Source organism: uncultured Jannaschia sp., assembly GCF_947503795.1.
Taxonomy (GTDB): Bacteria; Pseudomonadota; Alphaproteobacteria; order Rhodobacterales; family Rhodobacteraceae; genus Jannaschia.
Genome location: NZ_CANNEZ010000001.1, coordinates 457,892 through 478,025, shown reverse-complemented (window position 1 = coordinate 478,025; position 20,134 = coordinate 457,892). Strand labels below are relative to the sequence as shown.

General features: G+C 67.3%; 21 protein-coding genes and 1 tRNA gene. 10 read left to right on the top strand and 12 right to left on the bottom strand.

Annotated features, from left to right (window positions below):
* The first annotated feature begins 34 nt into the window (after positions 1-34).
* From Q0833_RS02510 to arfB, 3 genes are all read left to right on the top strand, one after another.
* Entirely contained in the window at positions 35-1,069 is a 1,035-nt protein-coding gene (locus Q0833_RS02510; RefSeq protein ID WP_298429916.1) for an FAD-binding oxidoreductase, read from the top strand.
* Between the two features lie 63 nt (positions 1,070-1,132).
* Positions 1,133-1,729 (top strand): queuosine precursor transporter, encoded by a 597-nt coding sequence (locus Q0833_RS02505; RefSeq protein ID WP_298429914.1) that lies wholly within the window; start codon positions 1,133-1,135, stop codon positions 1,727-1,729.
* 262 nt (positions 1,730-1,991) lie between these two features.
* Positions 1,992-2,411 (top strand): alternative ribosome rescue aminoacyl-tRNA hydrolase ArfB, encoded by a 420-nt coding sequence (gene arfB, locus Q0833_RS02500; protein WP_298429911.1) that lies wholly within the window; start codon positions 1,992-1,994, stop codon positions 2,409-2,411.
* Between the two features lie 31 nt (positions 2,412-2,442).
* On the opposite strand, the gene Q0833_RS02495 is transcribed toward arfB, so the two are convergent.
* Genes Q0833_RS02495 through pncA form a run of 5 tightly spaced genes read right to left on the bottom strand, consistent with a single transcriptional unit; the run spans position 2,443 to position 7,045 of the window.
* Positions 2,443-4,047: a hypothetical protein gene (locus Q0833_RS02495; RefSeq protein WP_298429909.1), complete on the bottom strand. Its 1,605-nt coding sequence runs from the start codon at positions 4,045-4,047 to the stop codon at positions 2,443-2,445.
* A gap of 38 nt (positions 4,048-4,085) precedes the next feature.
* Positions 4,086-5,378, bottom strand: coding sequence for a nicotinate phosphoribosyltransferase (gene pncB, locus Q0833_RS02490; protein ID WP_298429907.1), 1,293 nt, complete (start codon positions 5,376-5,378; stop codon positions 4,086-4,088).
* A 48-nt stretch (positions 5,379-5,426) separates the two neighbouring features.
* A complete protein-coding gene (locus tag Q0833_RS02485) occupies positions 5,427-6,140 on the bottom strand; it encodes a YkgJ family cysteine cluster protein (protein ID WP_298429905.1) in 714 nt (237 codons plus the stop codon).
* A gap of 7 nt (positions 6,141-6,147) precedes the next feature.
* On the bottom strand, positions 6,148-6,402 hold the full coding sequence (locus tag Q0833_RS02480) for a hypothetical protein (protein WP_298429903.1): 255 nt from the start codon (positions 6,400-6,402) through the stop codon (positions 6,148-6,150).
* Positions 6,403-6,448: 46 nt separating this feature from the next.
* Positions 6,449-7,045 carry a bifunctional nicotinamidase/pyrazinamidase gene (gene pncA, locus Q0833_RS02475; RefSeq protein WP_298429901.1) on the bottom strand — a complete coding sequence of 199 codons (597 nt, stop codon included), beginning with the start codon at positions 7,043-7,045 and terminating at the stop codon, positions 6,449-6,451.
* Between the two features lie 108 nt (positions 7,046-7,153).
* Between pncA and Q0833_RS02470 the strand changes: the two genes are divergently transcribed.
* The 3 genes from Q0833_RS02470 (at position 7,154) to Q0833_RS02460 (ending at position 9,456) form a co-directional block, all read left to right on the top strand.
* A complete protein-coding gene (locus tag Q0833_RS02470) occupies positions 7,154-8,065 on the top strand; it encodes a rhodanese-related sulfurtransferase (RefSeq protein ID WP_298429899.1) in 912 nt (303 codons plus the stop codon).
* A 234-nt stretch (positions 8,066-8,299) separates the two neighbouring features.
* Entirely contained in the window at positions 8,300-9,016 is a 717-nt protein-coding gene (locus tag Q0833_RS02465; protein WP_298429897.1) for an alpha/beta hydrolase, read from the top strand.
* Positions 9,013-9,456, top strand: coding sequence for a DMT family transporter (locus Q0833_RS02460; RefSeq protein WP_298429895.1), 444 nt, complete (start codon positions 9,013-9,015; stop codon positions 9,454-9,456). Before Q0833_RS02465 ends, Q0833_RS02460 begins: the two co-directional genes overlap by 4 nt.
* Positions 9,457-9,492: 36 nt before the next feature.
* Here the strand turns inward: Q0833_RS02460 and lysM are convergent, their stop codons facing one another.
* Positions 9,493-9,924 (bottom strand): peptidoglycan-binding protein LysM, encoded by a 432-nt coding sequence (gene lysM / locus Q0833_RS02455; protein ID WP_298429893.1) that lies wholly within the window; start codon positions 9,922-9,924, stop codon positions 9,493-9,495.
* A gap of 63 nt (positions 9,925-9,987) precedes the next feature.
* Entirely contained in the window at positions 9,988-11,361 is a 1,374-nt protein-coding gene (locus Q0833_RS02450) for an FAD-binding oxidoreductase (RefSeq protein ID WP_298429892.1), read from the bottom strand.
* A gap of 90 nt (positions 11,362-11,451) precedes the next feature.
* On the opposite strand from Q0833_RS02450, the gene Q0833_RS02445 reads away from it, so the two are divergent.
* Positions 11,452-11,528: transfer RNA gene (locus Q0833_RS02445), tRNA-Met, on the top strand.
* Positions 11,529-11,671: 143 nt separating this feature from the next.
* Here the strand turns inward: Q0833_RS02445 and Q0833_RS02440 are convergent.
* The 5 genes from Q0833_RS02440 to Q0833_RS02420 form a co-directional block, all read right to left on the bottom strand.
* Positions 11,672-13,066 carry a trehalose-6-phosphate synthase gene (locus Q0833_RS02440; protein ID WP_298429891.1) on the bottom strand — a complete coding sequence of 465 codons (1,395 nt, stop codon included), beginning with the start codon at positions 13,064-13,066 and terminating at the stop codon, positions 11,672-11,674.
* On the bottom strand, positions 13,059-13,844 hold the full coding sequence (gene otsB / locus Q0833_RS02435) for a trehalose-phosphatase (protein ID WP_298429890.1): 786 nt from the start codon (positions 13,842-13,844) through the stop codon (positions 13,059-13,061). The genes Q0833_RS02440 and otsB overlap by 8 nt, the downstream gene beginning before the upstream one ends.
* 27 nt (positions 13,845-13,871) lie before the next feature.
* A complete protein-coding gene (locus tag Q0833_RS02430; protein WP_298429888.1) occupies positions 13,872-14,720 on the bottom strand; it encodes a UTP--glucose-1-phosphate uridylyltransferase in 849 nt (282 codons plus the stop codon).
* A gap of 143 nt (positions 14,721-14,863) precedes the next feature.
* A complete protein-coding gene (locus Q0833_RS02425) occupies positions 14,864-16,300 on the bottom strand; it encodes a UdgX family uracil-DNA binding protein (protein WP_298429886.1) in 1,437 nt (478 codons plus the stop codon).
* 27 nt (positions 16,301-16,327) lie between these two features.
* Positions 16,328-17,557 carry a putative DNA modification/repair radical SAM protein gene (locus tag Q0833_RS02420; RefSeq protein WP_298429884.1) on the bottom strand — a complete coding sequence of 410 codons (1,230 nt, stop codon included), beginning with the start codon at positions 17,555-17,557 and terminating at the stop codon, positions 16,328-16,330.
* Between the two features lie 282 nt (positions 17,558-17,839).
* On the opposite strand from Q0833_RS02420, the gene Q0833_RS02415 reads away from it, so the two are divergent.
* The 3 genes from Q0833_RS02415 to Q0833_RS02405 are packed head-to-tail and all read left to right on the top strand — an operon-like array spanning position 17,840 to position 20,114.
* A complete protein-coding gene (locus Q0833_RS02415) occupies positions 17,840-18,472 on the top strand; it encodes a hypothetical protein (RefSeq protein WP_298429882.1) in 633 nt (210 codons plus the stop codon).
* Positions 18,472-18,879 carry a phage holin family protein gene (locus Q0833_RS02410; RefSeq protein ID WP_298429881.1) on the top strand — a complete coding sequence of 136 codons (408 nt, stop codon included), beginning with the start codon at positions 18,472-18,474 and terminating at the stop codon, positions 18,877-18,879. The genes Q0833_RS02415 and Q0833_RS02410 overlap by 1 nt, the downstream gene beginning before the upstream one ends.
* Entirely contained in the window at positions 18,879-20,114 is a 1,236-nt protein-coding gene (locus tag Q0833_RS02405) for a DUF3618 domain-containing protein (protein WP_298429880.1), read from the top strand. The genes Q0833_RS02410 and Q0833_RS02405 overlap by 1 nt, the downstream gene beginning before the upstream one ends.
* The last annotated feature ends 20 nt before the right edge of the window (positions 20,115-20,134 follow it).

Genomic DNA, 20,134 nt, shown 5'->3' with positions numbered 1-20,134 from the left:
GGCCGACAGATGTCGGAGGGATCGAGGCTTGGCAATGGACGTTACCATCCGCGGGGCGGGCGTGTTCGGCCTCTCCTGTGCCTGGGCGATGGCGCGGCGCGGCGCGCGGGTCCGGGTCGTCGATCCGGCCGGCGTCGGCGCGGGCGCGTCGGGCGGGATCGTCGGCGCGCTGGCGCCCCATGTTCCCGAACAGTGGAACGACAAGAAGGCGTTCCAGCTCGACAGCCTTCTGATGGCGGCGGACTGGTGGGCGGCCGTGGCGGAGATCGGCGGCGGCGATCCCGGGTACGCGCGGATCGGCCGATTGCAACCGATCCCGGACGCGGTCGCCCTTGAACGGGCCGAGGCGCGGGGCGTCGAGGCGCGAACGCTCTGGCGCGGGGCCGCGACGTGGGAGGTTGTGGATGCGCCCAAGGACTGGTCCCCCGGTGGCGACCGGGTGATCCGCGACACGCTCAGCGCGCGCATCCATCCCGCGCGGGCTTGCGATGCGCTGGCGCGGGCCATCCACGCCCTCGGCGGCACGATCGATACAAATGCGACCGAGCGCGGCCCCGTCCTCCACGCGACGGGCTGGCAGGGGCTGGCCGAGATGCGGGACGACAGAGGACGTGCCGCAGGCGCGCCGATCAAGGGGCAGGCCGTGCTTCTCGATCTCGACCGACGGGACGCGCCGCAGCTCTATCTCGACGGGCTGCATGTCGTGCCCCATGGCGACGGCACCACGGCGATCGGCTCGACCTCCGAGCGGGAGTTCGATCACGATCGCCCGGACGCGCTGGCCGACCACCTGCTGGATCGCGCCCGTGCCGCCCTTCCGGTGCTGGCCGATGCACCGGTCCTGCGCCACTGGGCCGGGCTCCGGCCCCGCGCCCGCAGCCGCGCGCCGCTGATGGGCGCCTGGCCCGGCCGACCCGGTCACTTCATCGCCAATGGCGGGTTCAAGATCGGCTTCGGCATGGCCCCGAAGGTGGCCGAGACGATCGCCGACCTCATCCTCGACGGCACCGACCGCATCCCCGAGGCGTTCCGCACCGACACCCTTGCGCCGTGGCGCGCGGAGGACTAGACGGCCCGCCTGCCCCACCGGGGCCATGTCTCCGACCACCATGTCAAAACGGGTTACCACATCATGATCATCGCGATCCTCGCCATGGGGGCGATCGTCGTCGCCTCGAATATCGGCGTCCAGTTCCTCATCGCCGACGGCTGGCTGACCTGGGGGGCCTTCTCCTATCCGCTCGCCTTCCTCGTCACCGACGTCACCAACCGGCTCTACGGCCCCGACCGCGCGCGCCGCGTCGTGCTCTGGGGCTTCGCGGTGGGGCTTCTCTGCTCGCTGATCGGGACGCAGATCGTCGGCGAGTTCGGACCGCTCGTCACGCTCCGCATCGCGCTCGCCTCGGGGACCGCGTTCCTCGTGGCGCAACTCCTCGACGTGTCGATCTTCGCACGCATCTCGGAGGTCCGCTGGTGGCGCGCGCCGCTCCTCTCGACACTGGTGGGATCGACCGTCGACACGGCGCTCTTCTTCACCATCGCCTTCGCCGGGTTCATCGCGTTTCCGGCGGCCTGGGGCGACGTGTCCTGGGCCCAGGATCCGACCGCCGTGGGCCCGCTCTGGGTCGGGCTGGCGCTGGCAGATTGGGCGGTGAAGCTGACGGTCGCCTTGGCCGCGCTGGTGCCGTTTCGCGTCATCACGCGGAATTTGGCACAACGGGTTGCGTGAAGGGGCTTGACCGACACAAAATCCGTGCCAACCTCCAACCTATCGGCAACATTCGAAAGGAGGTGATCCAGTGTCAAGAAAGATGGTGGAGAAGAGCGTCGGGACAACTCCGGAGGTCCGTGCCTGAGGCAGCCCTGAGGCATGAGAACTCCGTAGGTGAGGTCACTCTAACCGACACACCTCCTGAACTTTCGGAAGGCCGTCCCGTTGTCGAGGGGCGGCCTTCTTCTTGCCGGATGCCACCACCACCGAGGAGGCCGGGATGCCCCTGCACGTCACCGACGCGATCGAGATCCAGGACTGGGAGCTGACCGAGCAGTTCGTCCGCGCCTCGGGGCCCGGCGGGCAGAACGTCAACAAGGTATCCTCGGCCGTGGAGCTGCGCTTCGAGGCGGAGCGCTCGCCGTCCCTGCCGGGGCCGGTGAAGACCCGGCTCCGGCGGCTGGCGGGACGGCGCTGGACGAAGGAGGGCGCGGTGGTGATCCAGGCCTCCGAGGAACGCTCCCAGGCCCGCAACCGCGCGGTGGCCCGCGAGCGGCTGGTGGAGCTGGTCCGCGCGGCCGCGGTGAAGCCGAAGCGCCGGGTGAAGACGCGGGTCTCGGCCAACCAGAAGCGCAAGCGGGTGGAGGCGAAGAAGCGGCGGGGGGAGGTGAAGGCGTTGAGGGGTGGGGTGGATTTGTAGGGTATATAGGGTGCTGACAGCCCTACAATTCTCAACTTGCACCAGTCTTTACGTGCGCGGGCAACGACGCGACCACTATTTGGGTCGAATTGGGGTCCCAGCCATAATAGATCCGGAGGCACCTTTTGGGATCATGCGTGTTGCCGCCGTTCTTGACGTGCCAATCGGCTTTCATTTTCTGTCCCTGATGCTCAAAATCAAATGTGTCCCCGCCGCATGAAGCGTTTCTGACACCTTCCATTATTGGCTCTTCTCCAACAGAGCCCCCCCCGGAAATTCTTCTTCTTCGGCAATCGGCGGCAAGCCAAAGTAGACTTTTAGCAACAGCACTCACATCTTCAAATTTTGCCTTTTTGAGGCTCCTCCTAGCTGATGGGACGAGAACTAGTCTTCCCGCCAGCCTGATATCGATCCAATCGCCGATTTCACTCCAAGATGTCGGGAGTTCGACATCTTCATCGGGATCAGTACCTTTGGCTTCAAGCAAACTTTGCAGTTGCTGAATTCTGAAAGCGGCGCTTGAAGCTTGGCCCTCAGCAGCAAGTGCTCGCTCCTCCATTTCATCATGAAGATTTGTGAGTTGTTCTTCCCATGCTTTCGCCTCGGTAAGTTCATCTTCCATGGCGTCAAGTTGAGTACGGATAGCCGCAACTTCCTCTCCGTCAACTCCCATCGGGGAAACGGGTTCAGGAACCGCCTTCCGACTAGCGGCGCTCCGCACGGAGGAAAAAGTGACAATCTCACGACCAAGTCTGGTTTTGCTCAAACTAATTCGGGCAGATAATTGCCTCAGCGAGCTCTCACATAGCTCTCGTCCCGCAATATCTTTCAACGAATCTCCGACAAAAAGCCGATGATCTAACGGCCGAGATTGGCCGGAGAACCCCGGCAGATAAATACGGACACCGCCGTGGAAGACTGATCGGACTTTTCCAAACGCGTTGCTCAAGCCGTAGGTGAAATCGGCAGGCAAAACAAAACAGTGGGCTAATCCGCAGCACGCCCGTGCAATTGAATATATGTCAATATATGGCTTTTCTGGGTCGTCCGAGCGTTCGTCGCCTGAAGCAATGATCACAGGCAACGCTCTCTGAGGTCGCTCCATAAGGTCAAGGAGCTTCGCCAAATCATTTTCATTTCTTACGTATTTTGGCGATTTCGAGACCGCCTCTCCACCAGAAATAAAGTTCAGCTTTTCAGCGATCTGCAGGATGGGCCCCGGAACATGGGGTTCGATGTGAAGTTCACCTTCACTGCTTGAGACCATCTGCCTTAGACTCAGCATCAAGTCTTGATTATCTTCGCCGCCTACAGTTACCTCGGTGGTCCAAACGCGCCCGGGTACGTTTTTGTCTGGATCATCGTTACGAAATGCCCAAAGATTGCCGCTTGATGTCTCAAGAGTTTCAATATGAACACTCCGACCACCCGACAGGACTTCAACAGGACCACCGTTCCAAGCATCCTGCGGCAATTGAGATGGTGTTCTCTTTCTTGCCCAAAGTAGAACCTGTTTTCGAACATCAACGAATTTGCAGTTTGGCAGAACTCCGGCCACACGCAAAATTTCACGTTCTCGAACAGGACCAGAATTTGTAGCCTCAAAGTCTCGGAGCGCTTCAGAGAATCTATTCATTCTCAGATACTAAGCGAACCGTTTGGAGTTACAATGGCCTAAACCACAACCTCAACCGGCACCTGCTCCCCCACCCCGAACACCCGCTTGTAGCGCTCGATCTCGGCCTCCGGTCCCATCGCCTTGCGGGGATTGTCCGAGAGTTTGACCGTGGGCCGCCCGTCCGCCGCCACGGCCTTGCACACCAGCGAGAACGGGGCCAGCGCGTCGCCCTCCACCAGCCCGCGGAAGTCGTTGGTCAGGAGCGTCCCCCAGCCGAAGGACGTGCGCACGCGGCCGCGGAACTGCTGGTGGAGGGCGGCGATCTTGTCCACGTCGAGGCCGTCGGAGAAGATCACCAGCTTCTCGCGCGGGTCCTCGCCGCGGCTTTGCCACCAGCGGATCGCGGCTTCGGCGCCCGTCGCGGGGTCGCCCGAGTCGATGCGGATACCGGTCCAGCCCGCCAGCCAGTCGGGCGCGTTCGCGAGGAAGCCCTCGGTCCCGTAGGTGTCGGGCAGGATGATGCGGAGGTTCCCCTCGTGCTCCTCGTGCCAGTCGGCCAGCACCTCGTAGGGGGCGGCGGCCAGCGCGGCGTCGCCCTCGGCCAGCGCGGCATAGACCATGGGGAGTTCGTGGGCATTCGTGCCGATGGCCTCGAGGTCGCGGTTCTTGGCGATGAGGCAGTTTGAGGTGCCGGTGAAGTTCTGGCCAAGACCCTCACGCAGCGCCTGCACGCACCAGTCCTGCCACAGGAAGGAATGGCGGCGGCGGGTGCCGAAATCCGCGAGGCGGAGGCCGTCGAGAGGTTGCAGCCGTTCGACCTTCTCCCAGACGCGGGTCATGGCACGGGCGTAGAGGACCTGCAGCTCGAACCGGCCCATGCCCGAGAGGACGGCACGGGAGCGAAGTTCCATGATGACGGCGAGGGCCGGGATCTCCCAGAGCATGACCTCGGGCCAGCTGCCCTCGAAGGTCAGCTCGTATTGGTCGCCGACACGCTCGAGATGGTAGGGCGGCAGGCGGAGCTGTTCGAACCAGTCCATGAAGGCGGGCGTGAACATCTGGCGCTTGCCGTAGAAGGTGTTGCCGCGCATCCAGGTCGACTCGCCGCGGGTGAGCGACAGGGTGCGGATATGGTCGAGCTGTTCGCGCAGCTCGCCCTCGTCGATGAGCTGGGCGAGGTGCAGGTGGGTCGACCGGTTGATGAGGCTGAAGGTGACCTGCGTGTCGGGCCGGTTGCGGAAGACCGACTGGCACATCAGCAGCTTGTAGAAATCGGTGTCGATCAGGGACCGGACGATCGGGTCGATCTTCCACTTGTGGTTCCAGACGCGCGTGGCGATGTCGATCATTCCGGCCTCCCTGCCCTTCGGGTTTAAGGCATGGCCGACCGGGGGTGTCTAGCGCGCGCGGGACAGGCCGCGGGCGAGGCGCCGCCGTTCGGCCTCGAGCGCCTTCGGGGCATGGCGCGCCTGCCTGAGCGGATCGGGCGTGGCCCGGGTCGCGGCGGCGGCGACGCGCTTGAGCGAATAGGTCGGGACCGCGGCGGCCCCCCGAAGGGCATCGCGGGCCAGCGCATGGGCTGTCAGGTAGGTGATCTGCGCGGGATGGGTCATGGGGCCGGGCGCGGGCGTGCCCTCTGCGATGGCGGCGCAGGCCTCGGCGCTGGTGCTGACATAGGTGCGGCAGATCATCGGGCGCGCGTCGTAGGCCCGGCACATCCGGGTCACGGGATCGAGCGATGGGCAGGCCTCGGGATGCCAGGCGGTGCCGTCTGGCCCGTCGAGCGGGGCGAGCGCGCCGTGGAGGGCCTTGGCCTCGGTGCCGGTGATCGTCGCCCCGTCCGCGCCCGGCAGGATGCAGCAGAACGCGCAGCCGGCCGCACAGGCAAGACCCGGCGGTGCGGGTACCTGACCCAGCATGGCATGACCGATCTGCGTGGCGACGGCACCCGAGGCGAGGTCGCGCAGGAGGTCGGCCACGGGCCGCGCGGCCGAGGCGTCGAGCCACGCCAGAAGGCCCGCGCGGGCCCGCTCGGTGATATCCTTCGGCGTGCCGGGCGCGCGGGCGCGGCCGAGGGCGGCGCGGAGGGCGGCGGGGGTGGTGAGGGCCATGGCGGGATCAGTCCGTGTAGCGGAGGACGGGATGATCCGACCAGGCGAGCGCCGGGCCGACCCGTACCGCGCCGGCATCGCCGTAGAGGCGCGCGGCGAAGGTCGCGATGACAGGTCCGTCCACCACGGGCGTGAGGCGTACGCGGGCGGAGTTGGCGCCGGTGGCCCCGAACGACGCGCCATGGGTGTCGAGCGCGCCGGCGACATATGCGGGGCACGAGATCTCGATACGTAGCCGAAGCGGATCCTCGGTCAGCGGCACGAGGCCCGCCCTCCCTCGCTGACGCGATCGAGCATATCGGGCCGGTTCACTCGAGAACGACCCCCGCCGCACGCATGCCATCGCGGGCGGCGGCGAGCGAGCCGTCGAGGTCGATGGCGCGGGTCAGGTCCTCGCGCACGGTGACGGCATAGCCCAGCCGTGCGGCGTCGACGGCGGAGAAGTTGACGCAGAAATCCGTGGCCAGCCCCACCAGCACCAGCCGCTCGACCCCGAGCGTCCGCAGCAGGCCATCGAGGCCGGTGGGCGTGGCGTGATCGTTCTCGAAGAAGGCCGAATAGCTGTCGACGGCCGGGTTCATTCCCTTGCGGATCACGGCGCGGGCGCGGTCGGTGGCGAGGTCGGGATGAAAGGCCGCATCGTCCGAGCCCTGAATGCAATGGTCGGGCCAGAGGACCTGGGGGCCGTAGGGCATTTCGACCACGTCGTAAGGCGCGCGGTCGGGGTGGCTGGACGCGAAGCTCGAATGGCCCGACGGGTGCCAGTCCTGCGTCAGGATGACATGGGCGAACTCGGGCATCAGGGCATTGATGCCCGGCACGATATCGGCCCCGCCGGGCACGGCGAGCTGGCCGCCGGGGCAGAAACCGTTCTGGACGTCGATCACGATGAGGGCGTCGGACATGGGGCCTCCTGCGGGTGCTTCGCCACTGGTCTAGAGCGATCGGGGGCCGAGGTGTAGGGCGCGCGGACCCCGATTGAGGCGGCGCGGATGCCGCGATAGGACGCATCGATGATTCAAGTCGCCGCCCTCTACCGGTTCACGCCTTTCGCGGACCCGGCCGCCCTGTGCGGCCCGCTGCTGGAGGTTTGCCGCGCGCACGGCGTCACGGGCAGCCTTCTTCTCGCGCCCGAGGGGATCAACGGCACGATCGCCGGGCCGCCCGAGGGCATGGCGCACGCGCTGGCGGCGATCCGGGCCTTGCCGGGTTGCGCCGATCTGGAGCCGAACTGGTCCGAGGCCCCGGCCGCGCCGTTCGGCAAGATGAAGGTCAGGCTCAAGCGCGAGATCGTGACGATGGGCGTCGACGGCGTCGATCCGCGCGCGGGCGTCGGCCGCTACGTCGCGCCCGAGGACTGGAACGCCGTGATCGCGGACCCGGATACGGTGACGATCGACACGCGCAACGGCTACGAGGTCGCGATCGGCAGCTTCGCGGGCGCGGTCGATCCGGGAACCGAGGCGTTCGGCGATTTTCCCGGCTGGTGGGACGAGAACGCCGCGCGCTTTGCGGGCAAGCGCATCGCGATGTTCTGCACGGGCGGCATCCGCTGCGAGAAGGCGACGGCCTATCTGCGATCCGAGGGCGTGCCCGATGTCGTGCATCTCGAGGGCGGCATCCTGAACTATCTTGAGACGGTGCCGGAAGCCGAGAGCCTTTGGCGCGGCGACTGCTTCGTCTTCGACGGGCGGGTCGGCGTCACGCACGGTCTGGCGATCGGAGATCACGTTCTTTGCCATGCCTGCCGCAGACCGATCACGCCGGGCGACCGCGAGCACCCTGATTACGAGGCGGGGGTGTCCTGCCATCTCTGCATCGGAACCTATTCCGACGCGGATCGCGCCCGCTTTCGCGAACGGATGCGGCAGATGCGCCTGGCCGAGGAGCGGGGCGCACGACATCTGGGGGCGGACGGCACCTGACACTGGCCATCCGGCGACGGGCGGCGCTCCGCGTCAGCGGATCTGCGGCTCGTCCACGTCCTCCTCGACGGCGACCCAATGCGAGGTCAGCATGCGGACCAGCACGACGGCGGCGAACACCGCGACGGCGAGGATGAAGAAGTCAGTCATGCGTTCCTCCCACGAAAACGAATGGCTGGGACCGACGGTAGGCCGGGGCTTGCGCAGCGGTCAACCGCAGGGTGTGGTGCCGGCATGAACACGCCACTGATCCTTCTGCCCGGCATGATGTGCGACGAACGGCTCTTTGCGCCGCAGCGCGATGCGATCACGGATCGGACGGTGACGGTCGCCGCGATCGACGGCGCGGATCGCGTGGCCGACCTGGCGCGCGCGGTGCTGGCCGAGGCCCCGCCACGCTTCGCGCTCGGCGGTCTCAGCATGGGCGGGATCGTTGCGATGGAGATGGCCGCGCAGGCGCCGGAGCGGATCGCGGGCCTTTGCCTCATGGACACCAATTCCGAGGCCGAGGCAGCCGCGATCGCCAATCGGCGGGTGCCGCAGATGGCGCGCGTGGCGGCGGGGGAGCTGCGCGCCGTGATGCGCGACGAAATGAAGCCCAACTACCTCGCGGAGGGGCCGCGCCGCGCCGCGATGCTGGACCTCTGCATGGCGATGGCCGAAGCGCTGGGCCCCGAGGCGTTCCTGCGGCAATCCTGGGCGCTCATGACGCGCGCGGACCGACAGGATGCGTTGCGGGCCATGGCGGTGCCGTCGCTGGTTCTCTGCGGGGCCGAGGATACGCTTTGCCCCGTACATCGCCATGAGCGGATGGCCGGGCTTCTGCCCGACGCGGTGCTGGAGATCGTGCCGGGCGCGGGCCACCTGCCCACGCTGGAACGGCCCGAAGCCGTCAATACCGCGCTGGCCGCATGGCTCTCGCGCGTCGACACCGAGGAGGCGGGCCGTTGACCCATCACGCACTCATCATGCTGGCGGCGGGGATCGGCATTCCGGTTCTGGCCGCACTCAACGCCCGGCTCGGGGCGAATGTCGGGGGACCGGCTGCGGCGGCGCTCGTGCTCTTTGCCGTGGCCTTCGCAGTCGCGGGGGTGGCGACGATCGTGACGGGGCCGGGCGCACTTGCGCGGATGGCGGGCCAGCCGCCGCACCTGTTCCTCGCGGGCGGGCTCGTCGCGTTCTACGTGCTGTCGGTGACGTGGATCGCGCCGGTCTTCGGGGTGGGCAACGCGGTCTTCTTCGTGCTGCTGGGCCAGCTGATCTCGGCGGCGGCGATCGACCAGTTCGGCCTCTTCGGCGCGAAGATCGTGCCGCTTTCGCCGCTGCGGGTGCTGGGCCTCGTCGCGATGGCCGGCGGGCTTGCGATGACGCAACTGGCCGGGCGCGGCTGAGCGGGTGGCGCGCGGCCCGAAGGCCGCGCGCGGCGTTCATCCCTGCGGAATGCGCAGGTTCTGGCCGGGATAGATCTTGTCGGGATCCGACAGCATCGGGCGGTTGGCCTCGAAGATCTCCTTGTAGCGCGCGCCGCTCCCGAGGGTCTTCTCCGAGATCGCCCAGAGCGTGTCGCCCTTCTCGACGGTGTGGAAGACGGGATCGTCGCCGTCGATGTCCTCCTCGACCGCGGCCACGCCCTCGACATTGCCGACGGCGAGGATGACCTTCTCCTTCGTTTCCTGATCGAGACCCTTGCCGGAGACCTTGACCGTGTCGCCCGCGACCTCGATCTGCACGTCCTTGGCGTCGAGCCCGAGATCGTCGATCTCCTTGCGCAGCGTGTCGGCATCGGGGGCCTCGGCGGCCTCGGCGGCGCCGGGCAACAGCTTGCGGCCAGCGGATTTGACGAAATTCCAGATACCCATGTCGATCCCTCCTGAGTGACGGCGCCATGGGACGCGGATCGCCCGCAGGTTGCAAGCGCCGTCTCAGACCGGTGGCACGACCTTGCCGGGGTTCAGACGGTTCTCGGGGTCGAGCGCCTGTTTGACCGCCCGCATCACGTCGAGTGCCACGGGGTCCTTGCGACGCGTCATCGTCGACAGCTTCGACAGGCCGATGCCGTGCTCGGCGCTGATCGACCCGCCCAAGGACACGGTCACGCCCTCGATCATCTCGCGGATGGCGTCGAGCTGGCTGTCATCGGTGGGATAGACCGTCAGATGGATATTGCCGTCGCCCAGATGTGCGCAGATCAGGTGATCGGCGCCGTCATCCATGTCGCGCAACCGGGCGAGCATCGTCTCGATGAACGGCTCGACGCCGTCGAGCGGCAGCGCCACATCGTTGTCGACGATCGGCAGGCGGGTGAAGGTGATCTCGGCAGCCGCCTCGCGCATCTCCCAGATATGGGCGCGCTGTCCCTCGTTCTGGGCGATCGTCGCGTCGAGCACGTCACCCGCTTCCATCGCGCGGGCCAGCACATCCTCCATCACATCGTCGAGCGGACGCGACAGCCCGCCCATGTCGATCATCACCGCGTGATCGCGCGTCTCGAAGGGCGGGCGCAGGTCCGGGCGGTGGCGTTCCAGTTCCGCCATGTAGGAGCGGGGCATGTATTCGAACGCCTCGACCGCACCGTCGGACGCGGTCTGGAGCGCTTGCAGCAGGCGCAGAGCGGCGGGCAGGTCGGCCACGGCGGCGAAGGCGGCGGCGTGGTGCTTGGGCGCGGGCGTCAGGCGCAGGACGGCGGCAGTGATGATCCCCAGCGTGCCCTCGGCCCCGATGAAGAGATCGCGCAGGTCATAGCCGGAATTGTCCTTCCGCAGCTCGGTCATCAGGTCCAGCACGCGCCCGTCCGCCAAGACCACCTCCAGTCCCAACACGAGGCCCCGCGTCGGGCCGTAGCGCACGACATTGGATCCGCCCGCATTCGTCGAGAGCAGCCCGCCGATCCGCGCCGATCCGCGCGCGCCCAGCGTCAGGGGGAAGATCAGGTCGTGCCTGGCCACAGCGTCATGGACGTCCGACAGGATCGCGCCCGCCTCGACGATCGCGATGCCCGCTTCGGGCCGCACCTCGCGGATGGCGGTCATCCGCTCGAACGAGATCATCAGCGCGCCCTCGTTGGCCGTCCCGCCGACGAGGCCGGTGTTGCCGCCGACCGGCACGATCGTGAGGTCATGCGCCGCCGCGATGCGGACGATGCCCGAGACCTCATCGGTCGTAGCCGGGCGCAGCACCGCCAGCGGGTCGGCGCGCCACTTGCCCGTCCAGTCCCGCGCGAAACGGTCCGTGTCGGCGCCGGTCAGGACATGGGCATCGCCCAGAAGGTGAGAGAGGTCGGAGAGCGCATCGGTCATGGGGCGCTTGTGGCATGCGCGAAGGCGGCGCGGAAGTCGTGCCACCGACTATTGACGCCCCTCGCCCACCGTCTTATCTCGCGCGCCAGTGGCGGTGTAGCTCAGTTGGTTAGAGCAGCGGAATCATAATCCGCGTGTCCGGGGTTCAAGTCCCTGCACCGCCACCATCTCCGCCATCACCACAAGAAGAATGGTCGCTCTGGGACCCGCACCGGATCGACGCGCGCCGCGGGCGCTGCTGATTCCGGGATTGAGGTACCTGCACCGCCACCGATCTCGCTTCGATTGATCCGGCCCGACGACGTGGCCGTCAGGCCGCGCCGCGGTTGGGACCCTGTCCGGGGGCCGCACGCAACCGATCGATGAAGTTGGTCGTCCACCAATCGATATCCTGCGCGAAGACGCCCGCCCTGAGATCCGCGTGACGCGACTTGCGTTCCTCCAGTGGCATCTCGACGGCCTGCCGGATCGCCCGCGCAAAGCTGGCGCGGTCGAACGGGTTCACCAGAAGCGCACCTGCTTCCATCTGTTCGGCCGCGCCCGCGAAATGCGACAGGATCAGCACACCGGGGTCGTCCGGATCCTGAGCGGCGACGAACTCCTTGGCGACGAGGTTCATGCCGTCCGCCAGCGGCGTCACCAATGCGGCATCCGCTCGGCGATAGAGCCCCGCGATCCGGTCGCGGTCGACATGCCTCCGGATGTAGCGGATCGGCGTCCAGTCGAGATCGGCATGTGCGCCGTTGATGGAACCGGCCGCGCGTTCCAGGTCCTCGCGGATCTCCTTGTAGGCGGCGACGTCCTCGCGGGAGCCGGGCGCGATCTGGATGAAGGTCGGGCGCGGCATGCCGGGCTTGCGGGCCGAGAGATAGGCGTCGAAGGCCTCGAACCGGTGGACGAGACCTTTGGAATAGTCGAGCCGGTCCACCCCGAGGAGCAGCGGCGCGTCGGGCGCCATCTGCAGGTCGACGGTCGGCGCCTCGCGTGCGGCGATCTCGAACCCCTCGGCATCGATCCCGATCGGGAAGCTCAGCACGGCGAAGGTCCGGCCGTCGCGGATCCAGGTCCCGTCGTTGAGAATCTGCGCCTTGGGATCGTGGCGCATCGTCTCGCGGACCGAGACGACGTCCCGGCGCGTCTGAACCCCGACGATGTCATGCGCCGCCAGCCACGACGGCATCATCGCGACCTGCGGCAACGCCATGATGTCGTTGGGATTGGGGAAGGGGATATGCAGAAAGAGGCCGATGCGGTTCGCGACGCCGAGCGCGCGCAGCTCGTGGGCGACCATCAGGAAATGATAGTCGTGGATCCAGATCAGGTCGTCCGGCCCGGCAATCTTGGCGATGGCCCGCGCCACCCGCTTGTTGACCGCGACATATGCGTCGAAATCGCCCTCCGAGAAGGTCAGCAGGTCGGGCCGGTGATGGAAGAGCGGCCAGAGCACCGAATTGGCATAGCCAAGATAGTAGCCGTCATGTTCGGCCTCGGTCAGCGCGAAGGTCGCGCGGTCATAGGCGTCGGAGCCGATCGGTGTCAGCCCGTCCTCGGCCGTTTCCGTGACGTCCGCCGCCCCGATCCAGAGACCGCCCGCGCCCGTCAGGGCCTCGTGCAGCGCAAAGACCAGACCGCCCGAGGGAACGTCGCCCTTTGGGATCCGGTTCGAGACGACGATCAGCCGTCCATCATCCTGTCTGTCAGCCAAGCCAGCCGTCCAGCAGCGCGCGGAGCGCCGTGGGATCGGCGAGCCGGTGGGCTGCGACCGTCTCGGCATCGCCGATCTTGATCGCCGCACCGCCCCGCGCGCGCACCAACTCGAGCGCGGGCTCGTCCGTCAAATCATCGCCCGCATAGATCGGCGTGCGTCCCGCAAACGGCCCGTCGCCCAGAAGCCGGTCGAGCGCGATGTCCTTGCCGACGCTGTCGGGCTTGATCTCGTAGGCCATCAGCGCGGGCTGGAGCCGGAAGCCCTCGGCCGCGTCGGCAAGACTTTCCATGAAGTGCAGTGCCAGCGCGCCCAGGGCCTCGGCCTGGCGGTAGTGCAAAACGACCCCTGTCGGCTTCGGCTCGACCAGGAACTCGGGCCGGAGCGCGCCGAAATCCTCGACCAGCCGTTGCAGCCGTTCGATCGTGTCGTGGTCGTAATCGGCGGCGGGGAACCGTTCACCCGCGACGCGGAACTCGGATCCGTGGGCGCCGATCAGCGTGCCGTCGAAGCCCGGCAGGAAATCTACGAGGTCGTCGATGGTCCGCCCGGAGACAAGCGCCACGGCGCCATTCGTGCGGTCCATCGCGCGGGCCAGAAGGTCGGCCAGATCGTCTGGAACGGTGATGCCGTCGGGACGGTCGGCGATGTCGACGAGCGTGCCGTCGAAATCGAGGAGCAGCGCGGCGGTGTCGGGATGGGGAAGGTCGATGTCGTCGGCTTTCTGTGTGCAGGGGTCGGGGCCCCCGAGGAAGCCGGTCATCTGGTAATACTGCATCGGTCCCCCCGTGAGAATGGCGCCCCGCTATTCGGCAGCGACGCGCAGGTGGTGTCGCGCGCGGGACGCCTGTACCGCGAGCGTGGCCTCGACCAGCCCGTCCTTGCTGCCGCAGTCGTAGCGGTCGCCGGAAAACCGGAAGGCCGAGATTGAACCTAGGGCGGCGATCGCGTCTGTCAGTTGAATTTCGCCCCCGGCCCCCTGCCCGATACCTTCCAGCACGTCGAAGATCTCGGGCGACAGGATGTAGCGACCGACGGCGGCGAGCGTCGAGGGCGCGTCCTCGGGATCCGGCTTCTCGACGATGCCGCGCGCCGGAATCGCGCCGGAGCCCGAGGCGTCGTCGCAGTCGAAGATGCCGTAGCTCGACACCTTCCCGCGCGAGACGTCCTGCGCTGCGACAAGGCTTTTCATCGTGTTGGGGTCGTAGGCCGCCACCATCTCGGCCAGGCAGGGGCGCCCTAGGATCAAATCGTCAGGTAAGATGACCCCGACGGGTCCGTCCAGCGCCGCTGCCCCGCCGCAGAGTACGGCGTGCCCGAGACCAAGCGGCTCTTCCTGCATCACGACCTTCAGATCGACCCCCTCGGGGAGCCGGGTCGTCCGCACCGCCCGCAGGAGGTCCGACTTGCCCTTCTCGGCCAGGGTGTCCTCAAGCTCGGGCTCTGCGGCGAGATAGGCCTCGATCGCCGCCTTTTTCGGGTGCGAGACCAGCACGATCCGACGCGCGCCCGCCGCCAAGGCCTCGTCGATGGCGAATTGCAGAAGCGGCGTGTCGTAGACCGGCAGCAATTCCTTCGGCGTGACCTTGGTGGCAGGGAGCATGCGGGTCCCCATGCCGGCGACGGGGAAGATGACGGTGTCGATACGGGTCATGGGAGGCTCCGGGGTTGCAGGTCGGGAGGGATGTCGGCCCTCACAACGGGGGTCCCCGACCGGGGGTTCCCGCCCATGCCGGGAAACATCCCGCTGGCGTCCTTCGCGAACAGGCGGGCGCCGAAAGACGCGCCGAAACGCGTCTAGGATGCGCGTTTGGCAAGCAGGTCGGGGACGCGGGCGAGGTCGGCGCGGAACAGCTCGGTCTCTCGCGCGCGGCTCGCGGCATCGGGCAGGCGCAACAGGTAGGACGGATGCACGGTGATCAGCACGGGACGCCCGTCCTTCGTCTCTTCGACGGAGCCGCGCCGCTTGAGGATGCCCGCGCCCTTGCCGGTCAGCGCGTGCAGCGCTGTGGCCCCCATCGCCACGACGATCGCGGGGTCGACGGCGTCCAACTCCTGCGCCAGCCACCAGTTGCAGGCGTTTACCTCGGAGGTCGCGGGCTTCTGATGGATGCGCCGGCGCCCCTTCTGCACGAACTTGAAATGCTTGACCGCATTGGTGACGTAGCAGGCCTCGCGGTCCAGCCCGGCCGCCTCGGCCACCTCGTCGAAGAGCTGGCCCGCGGGGCCCACGAAGGGACGCCCGGCCAGATCCTCGCGGTCGCCCGGCTGCTCGCCCACGATCATTACCGGCGCATCGGGCGGGCCTTCGCCGAACACGACCTGTGTGGCGGGGCCGTAGAGCGGACAGCGAGTGCAGGCGGAGGCGCCTTGGCGCAGATCGGCGACGGTCTGGCCGCCGAAGAGGTCGGTCTGGCTGGGCATCTTCATCTCGGGCTCCGTCCGGAGGCGCGCCTGGGGCGGCGGCACGGTGGGCCCGGCCTCGTGCATCTCGGTGACGCGGGCGCGGGCATTTGCGATCAGACCGGGAATCGCGCGGGCCTCGGGAAGGTTCCGCCAATACTTCTTGGGCATCTCGGCCCGCATGGCGTCGACCTTGAGCCGGGCCGGGTTGAAAATGTTGCTGTAGTAGGTGGTCCAGAGCTGTTCGAGCGGATCCTCGGCATCCGGCCGGACAGATGCGACGGCCCGCATCGACAGCGAACCCTCGGCATAGGTCAGCGTCACCTCGGGCGTGACGATGGCCCAGTCCATGTCGCCGAAGCGGTTCACGAAGAAATCGGCGGTCGTCTCCTCGATCCGGTGGGTTGGCTCGAACCAGGCGGCGAAGCGGCGGCGCAGGCTCTGGTCACCCACCTCGCGGAAGCGGACGAAGGCATGCATCTTGTGGATGTCGCGGCGGATGTCCTTGGCGATGTGTTCGGCCTCGGCCACGATGGGATCGGCGCGGTTCGCCAGAAGACCCCGCTCGGACTGGACCCGGTGTAGAAGGGCGTGGGTCAGCGCGAAGCCGCGACCCGACCGCTCGGCCATGAGCGTCGACGACAGGGTCGCAAAGGCCTTGGGCACCGTCAGATCGGGGGCCGGGTCCGGCAGGGGCGCATCGAACATCGATGGGGCCGCGTCTTCCCAGCCCCACGCGACCTCCTCCGGGGGGACGTGGACAAGGCGGCGCGCGGCGGCGCGCCATGCGGCATGGGTGCCCAGCCGGGGAAGGCGCGGCGCGTAGGTCACGATGTGCGGCGGCCCGCGCGGCCCATGTCAGAACAGCTCCATCTGCTTTGGCTTGACGAAGCGCTGCCGCAGGTCCGCCGCGTCGAGCGTCGCCCCCGGATTGTGGTCGCGCGTCACGACGAAGGGCCGCGCCGCCTTCACGCGCCCGCCCATCCGGCGAATATCCTCGAGGCCCAGCGCCCCGCTGCGGCGCGCCTTCAGGATACGCTGCACGATCTTGGTGCCAAAGCCCGGCACCCGCAGCAGCATCTCCTTCGGCGCGAGGTTCACGTCGACAGGAAAGCGGTCGCGATTGGCCAGAGCCCAGGCCAGCTTGGGATCGACGTCGAGGTCGAGCATCCCCGCATTGTCGCGGGTCACGATCTCGGAGAGGTCGAAATCGTAGAACCGCATCAGCCAGTCGGCCTGATAGAGACGATGCTCGCGCATCAGAGGCGGATCGACCAGCGGCAGGACCGCGCTGCTATCGGGGATGGGCGAGAAGGCGGAATAATAGACCCGCTTCAGCCCGTAGGCACCGTAGAGGCGATCCGCATTGCCGAGGATGGTCGCGTCGTCGGATGCGTCGGCACCGACGATCATCTGAGTCGACTGCCCGGCTGGCGCGAACTTGCCGCGCTGGCGGCCGGTGTGGCTCCGGTCGGCGTAATCCTCCTTGGTCAGGCGGACCTTGCCCATCGCCTGCCGGATGTTGCCCGCGTCCTTCTCGGGCGCGTAGGCCTTGACGCTGGCATCGGTCGGAAGCTCGATATTGATCGACAGGCGATCCGCGGCGAGGCCCGCCCGCTCGATCAGCTCGGGGCTGGCCTCGGGGATGGTCTTGAGGTGAATGTAGCCGCGAAAGCCCTGCGCGCGCAGCGTCTCGGCGATGCGGACCATCTCCTCCATCGTGTAATCCGAGGACGCTATGATGCCCGAGGACAGAAACAGCCCCTCGATATAGTTGCGGCGGTAGAACTCGGTCGTCAGCCACACAACCTCGTCCACGGTGAACCGCGCGCGCGGGACGTTGGATGACCGCCGGTTCACGCAATAGGCGCAGTCGTAGACGCAGTAATTCGTCATCAGGATCTTCAGAAGGCTGATGCACCGCCCGTCGGGGGCATAGGCATGGCAAATGCCTGACCCGGTGGTCGAACCCAGCCCGGTGCCATCGCGCGATCCGCGCTTGGTCGTGCCCGACGACGCGCAGCTGGCGTCGTATTTGGCGGCATCTGAAAGAAGCGCAAGCTTCTGCTGAATCGACATCTTTCCCATTTGTTCCTCTTACGTTCTGCGCTCGAGCTCGGCAAGGGTCGGGCCGGAAAATACACGTGGGGCGTGTGGAACAACGAGGGGGGGACTTGGCGTTTAGGCAGCATCAGGGACCGATCACCGGTTCCCGCCCATGTGATTCAAAAGCCGGAGAAATATCGTGAACAGCATCTTCTACGTCATCGGTGTCGTCGTCGTCGCTCTGGCGGTCATCTCGTTCATCGCCTGAACGGATCGCCCTCGAACCGACCGCCACCGCCAGAACCATTCCTGAAGGAGGACCCGATGTCCGACAGCAGCAACAAGACGACCGCCGCCAAGACGCCCGCCGCCAAAACGCCCGCCCCCGAAGTCCACATGGCTTCGACGGCGGCCGCCACGTCCGCCCCCAAGGCCGACAAGGATAAGGACGCCGCCAAGCTCGCCGAAGAGACCGGCGCCGCTGCCAAGTCCCGGGCCGCCGAGCTGACCGAGCGCGCCAAGGCCGAGGCCGCCGCCGCCGCCGATCGCGCCAAGGGCATTGCCGACGCCAAGGTCGACGAAGCCAAGAGCTATGCCTCCGGCGAGATCGACCGCACCGCTCAGCAGATCCGCGATGCGGGCCGACAGTTCGGCGAGAGCAGCTATCAGGCGCAGGCCGCCGACTACCTGGCCTCGAACCTGAGCTATGCCGCCGACGCCATCCGCGACAAGGACCTCTCCTCGGTCGCCGACGACCTGACGCAGTTCGCGCGCCGCAACCCGGCCGTGTTCCTCGGTGGGGCAGCACTTCTGGGCTTCGCCGCCGCGCGCCTGATGAAGGCCTCCGAACGGGCGGAGCGTCCGCGCTACACGACCCGTCGCGACGCCCGTTTCGACGCCCCGCCCGCCGGCGTGCGCCACACGCCGTACGAGCGTGAGAGCCGGGAGTTCCGCTGATGAAGGACGACGCACATACCGATGAGCCGCGCGCCAAGAGCGCGACGGGGATCATCGGGGACGTGCTCGGTCACGTCTCGAGCCTGATCCGCAAGGAAGTCGACCTCGCCCGCGCGGAGATAAACGACAACCTGTCCCGCGCGGGCATCGCCATCGGCCTGCTCGTCGGGGCGCTGGTAATCGCCCTTGTCGCGCTCAACGTGCTGGCGGCCGCCCTCGTGGCTGCGATCACCGAGCTGGGGCTCGACGCTGGATGGTCCGCCCTCATCGTCGGTGGTCTGCTCGCGGTCGTGGCCTTCGCCATGGTCGCCAAGGGGATCAACGACCTCAAACTCAGCAGCCTCGCACCGACCCGCACGGTCAAGAATGTCCGTCGCGACGCCGAGGCGGTGAAGGAGACATTCTGATGTCAGACGATCGCTCCCCCGCGGAGATCGAGCGCGAGATCGAGGCCGAGCGCGGCGCGCTCGCCCGCTCGCTCGAAGATCTTCAGCGACAATTCTCGCCCGATCATTTGATCGACACCGCGACCGGTTATGCCCGCGAACACGGCGGCGAGTTGGCCCAGAATATCGCCCGCCAGGTCAAGGACAACCCGATCGCGGCCGCGCTGGCCGGCATCGGTGTGACGTGGCTGATGGCCGGGTCCGGCCGGAAGGCTCCGACCTATGATCGTTGGGCCTCGACCCATGACGAGCGTGCGCCGTCCTTCTCTTCCGAGCGGGATACGCCTGCAGTGGCAGCCCCCCGTCCCGCCTGGGACGACCGCAGCTACAGCACGGCGCCGGGCCTCAGGGACGACGCGCCCCGTATGGCCGGGTTCGATGAGCGGGTGGCCTATGCCGCCGGCGATCGCAACGATCCGTCGACCTGGGACAAGATCTCGGCCAAGGCCGAAGATCTTGGCGATGCCGCAGCACGCGGCTGGTCCGATCTCACTCACAGAGCGTCCGATGCCTGGGAAAAGATCGAGGATCTTTTCGAGGGCGACGACGATGATGATGACGACCGCGCCGAACGCGCTCGTGATGCCTGGCTAACCGGCGCCCGCGAGGGATATGCCGCCGCCCGGTATCGCAATGCCGCCGTTTCGGCGCCGTCCGCACGCGGTCGGGGCTACAAGTCCTCGGCCGAACTTCGATCCACCTTCAGCGAAGGGACCCAATCCATGTCCGACAAAGCCCGAGAGCGCGTCCTGCGCGCCCGCCAGACCGCCTACGAAGCCCAGCGCCGTATCGAGGAGCGCATGGGGGACTATGCCGACGAAGGCCGCCGCGTCTTCGACTCGCAGCCGCTGATCGGTGGCCTCATCGCCGCCGGTATCGGGGCCGCCATCGGTGCCGCCCTGCCCCGCACCCAGCGTGAAAACGAGATGCTGGGCGGCTATCGCGACCGAGCATTCGACGAAGCCGACCGCGTCTTCCAGGAGGAAAGCGCCAAGCTGAAGGCCGTCGCCGGTGCCGCTGTCGATGAGGCAAAGAACATAGCCTCCGACGCGATCGAAACGGCCAAAGGCAACACGCCCACCGGTCAGGACGCCGTGAATCGCGCCGAAGATGCAGCGACCTCTGCCGCCGACCGAGTGAAGGCCGCCGCCGAAGCCGAGGCACAGCGCCAGAAGCTGGGCAGCAACCTGAACTGACGCGGCGACCATCGCCGATA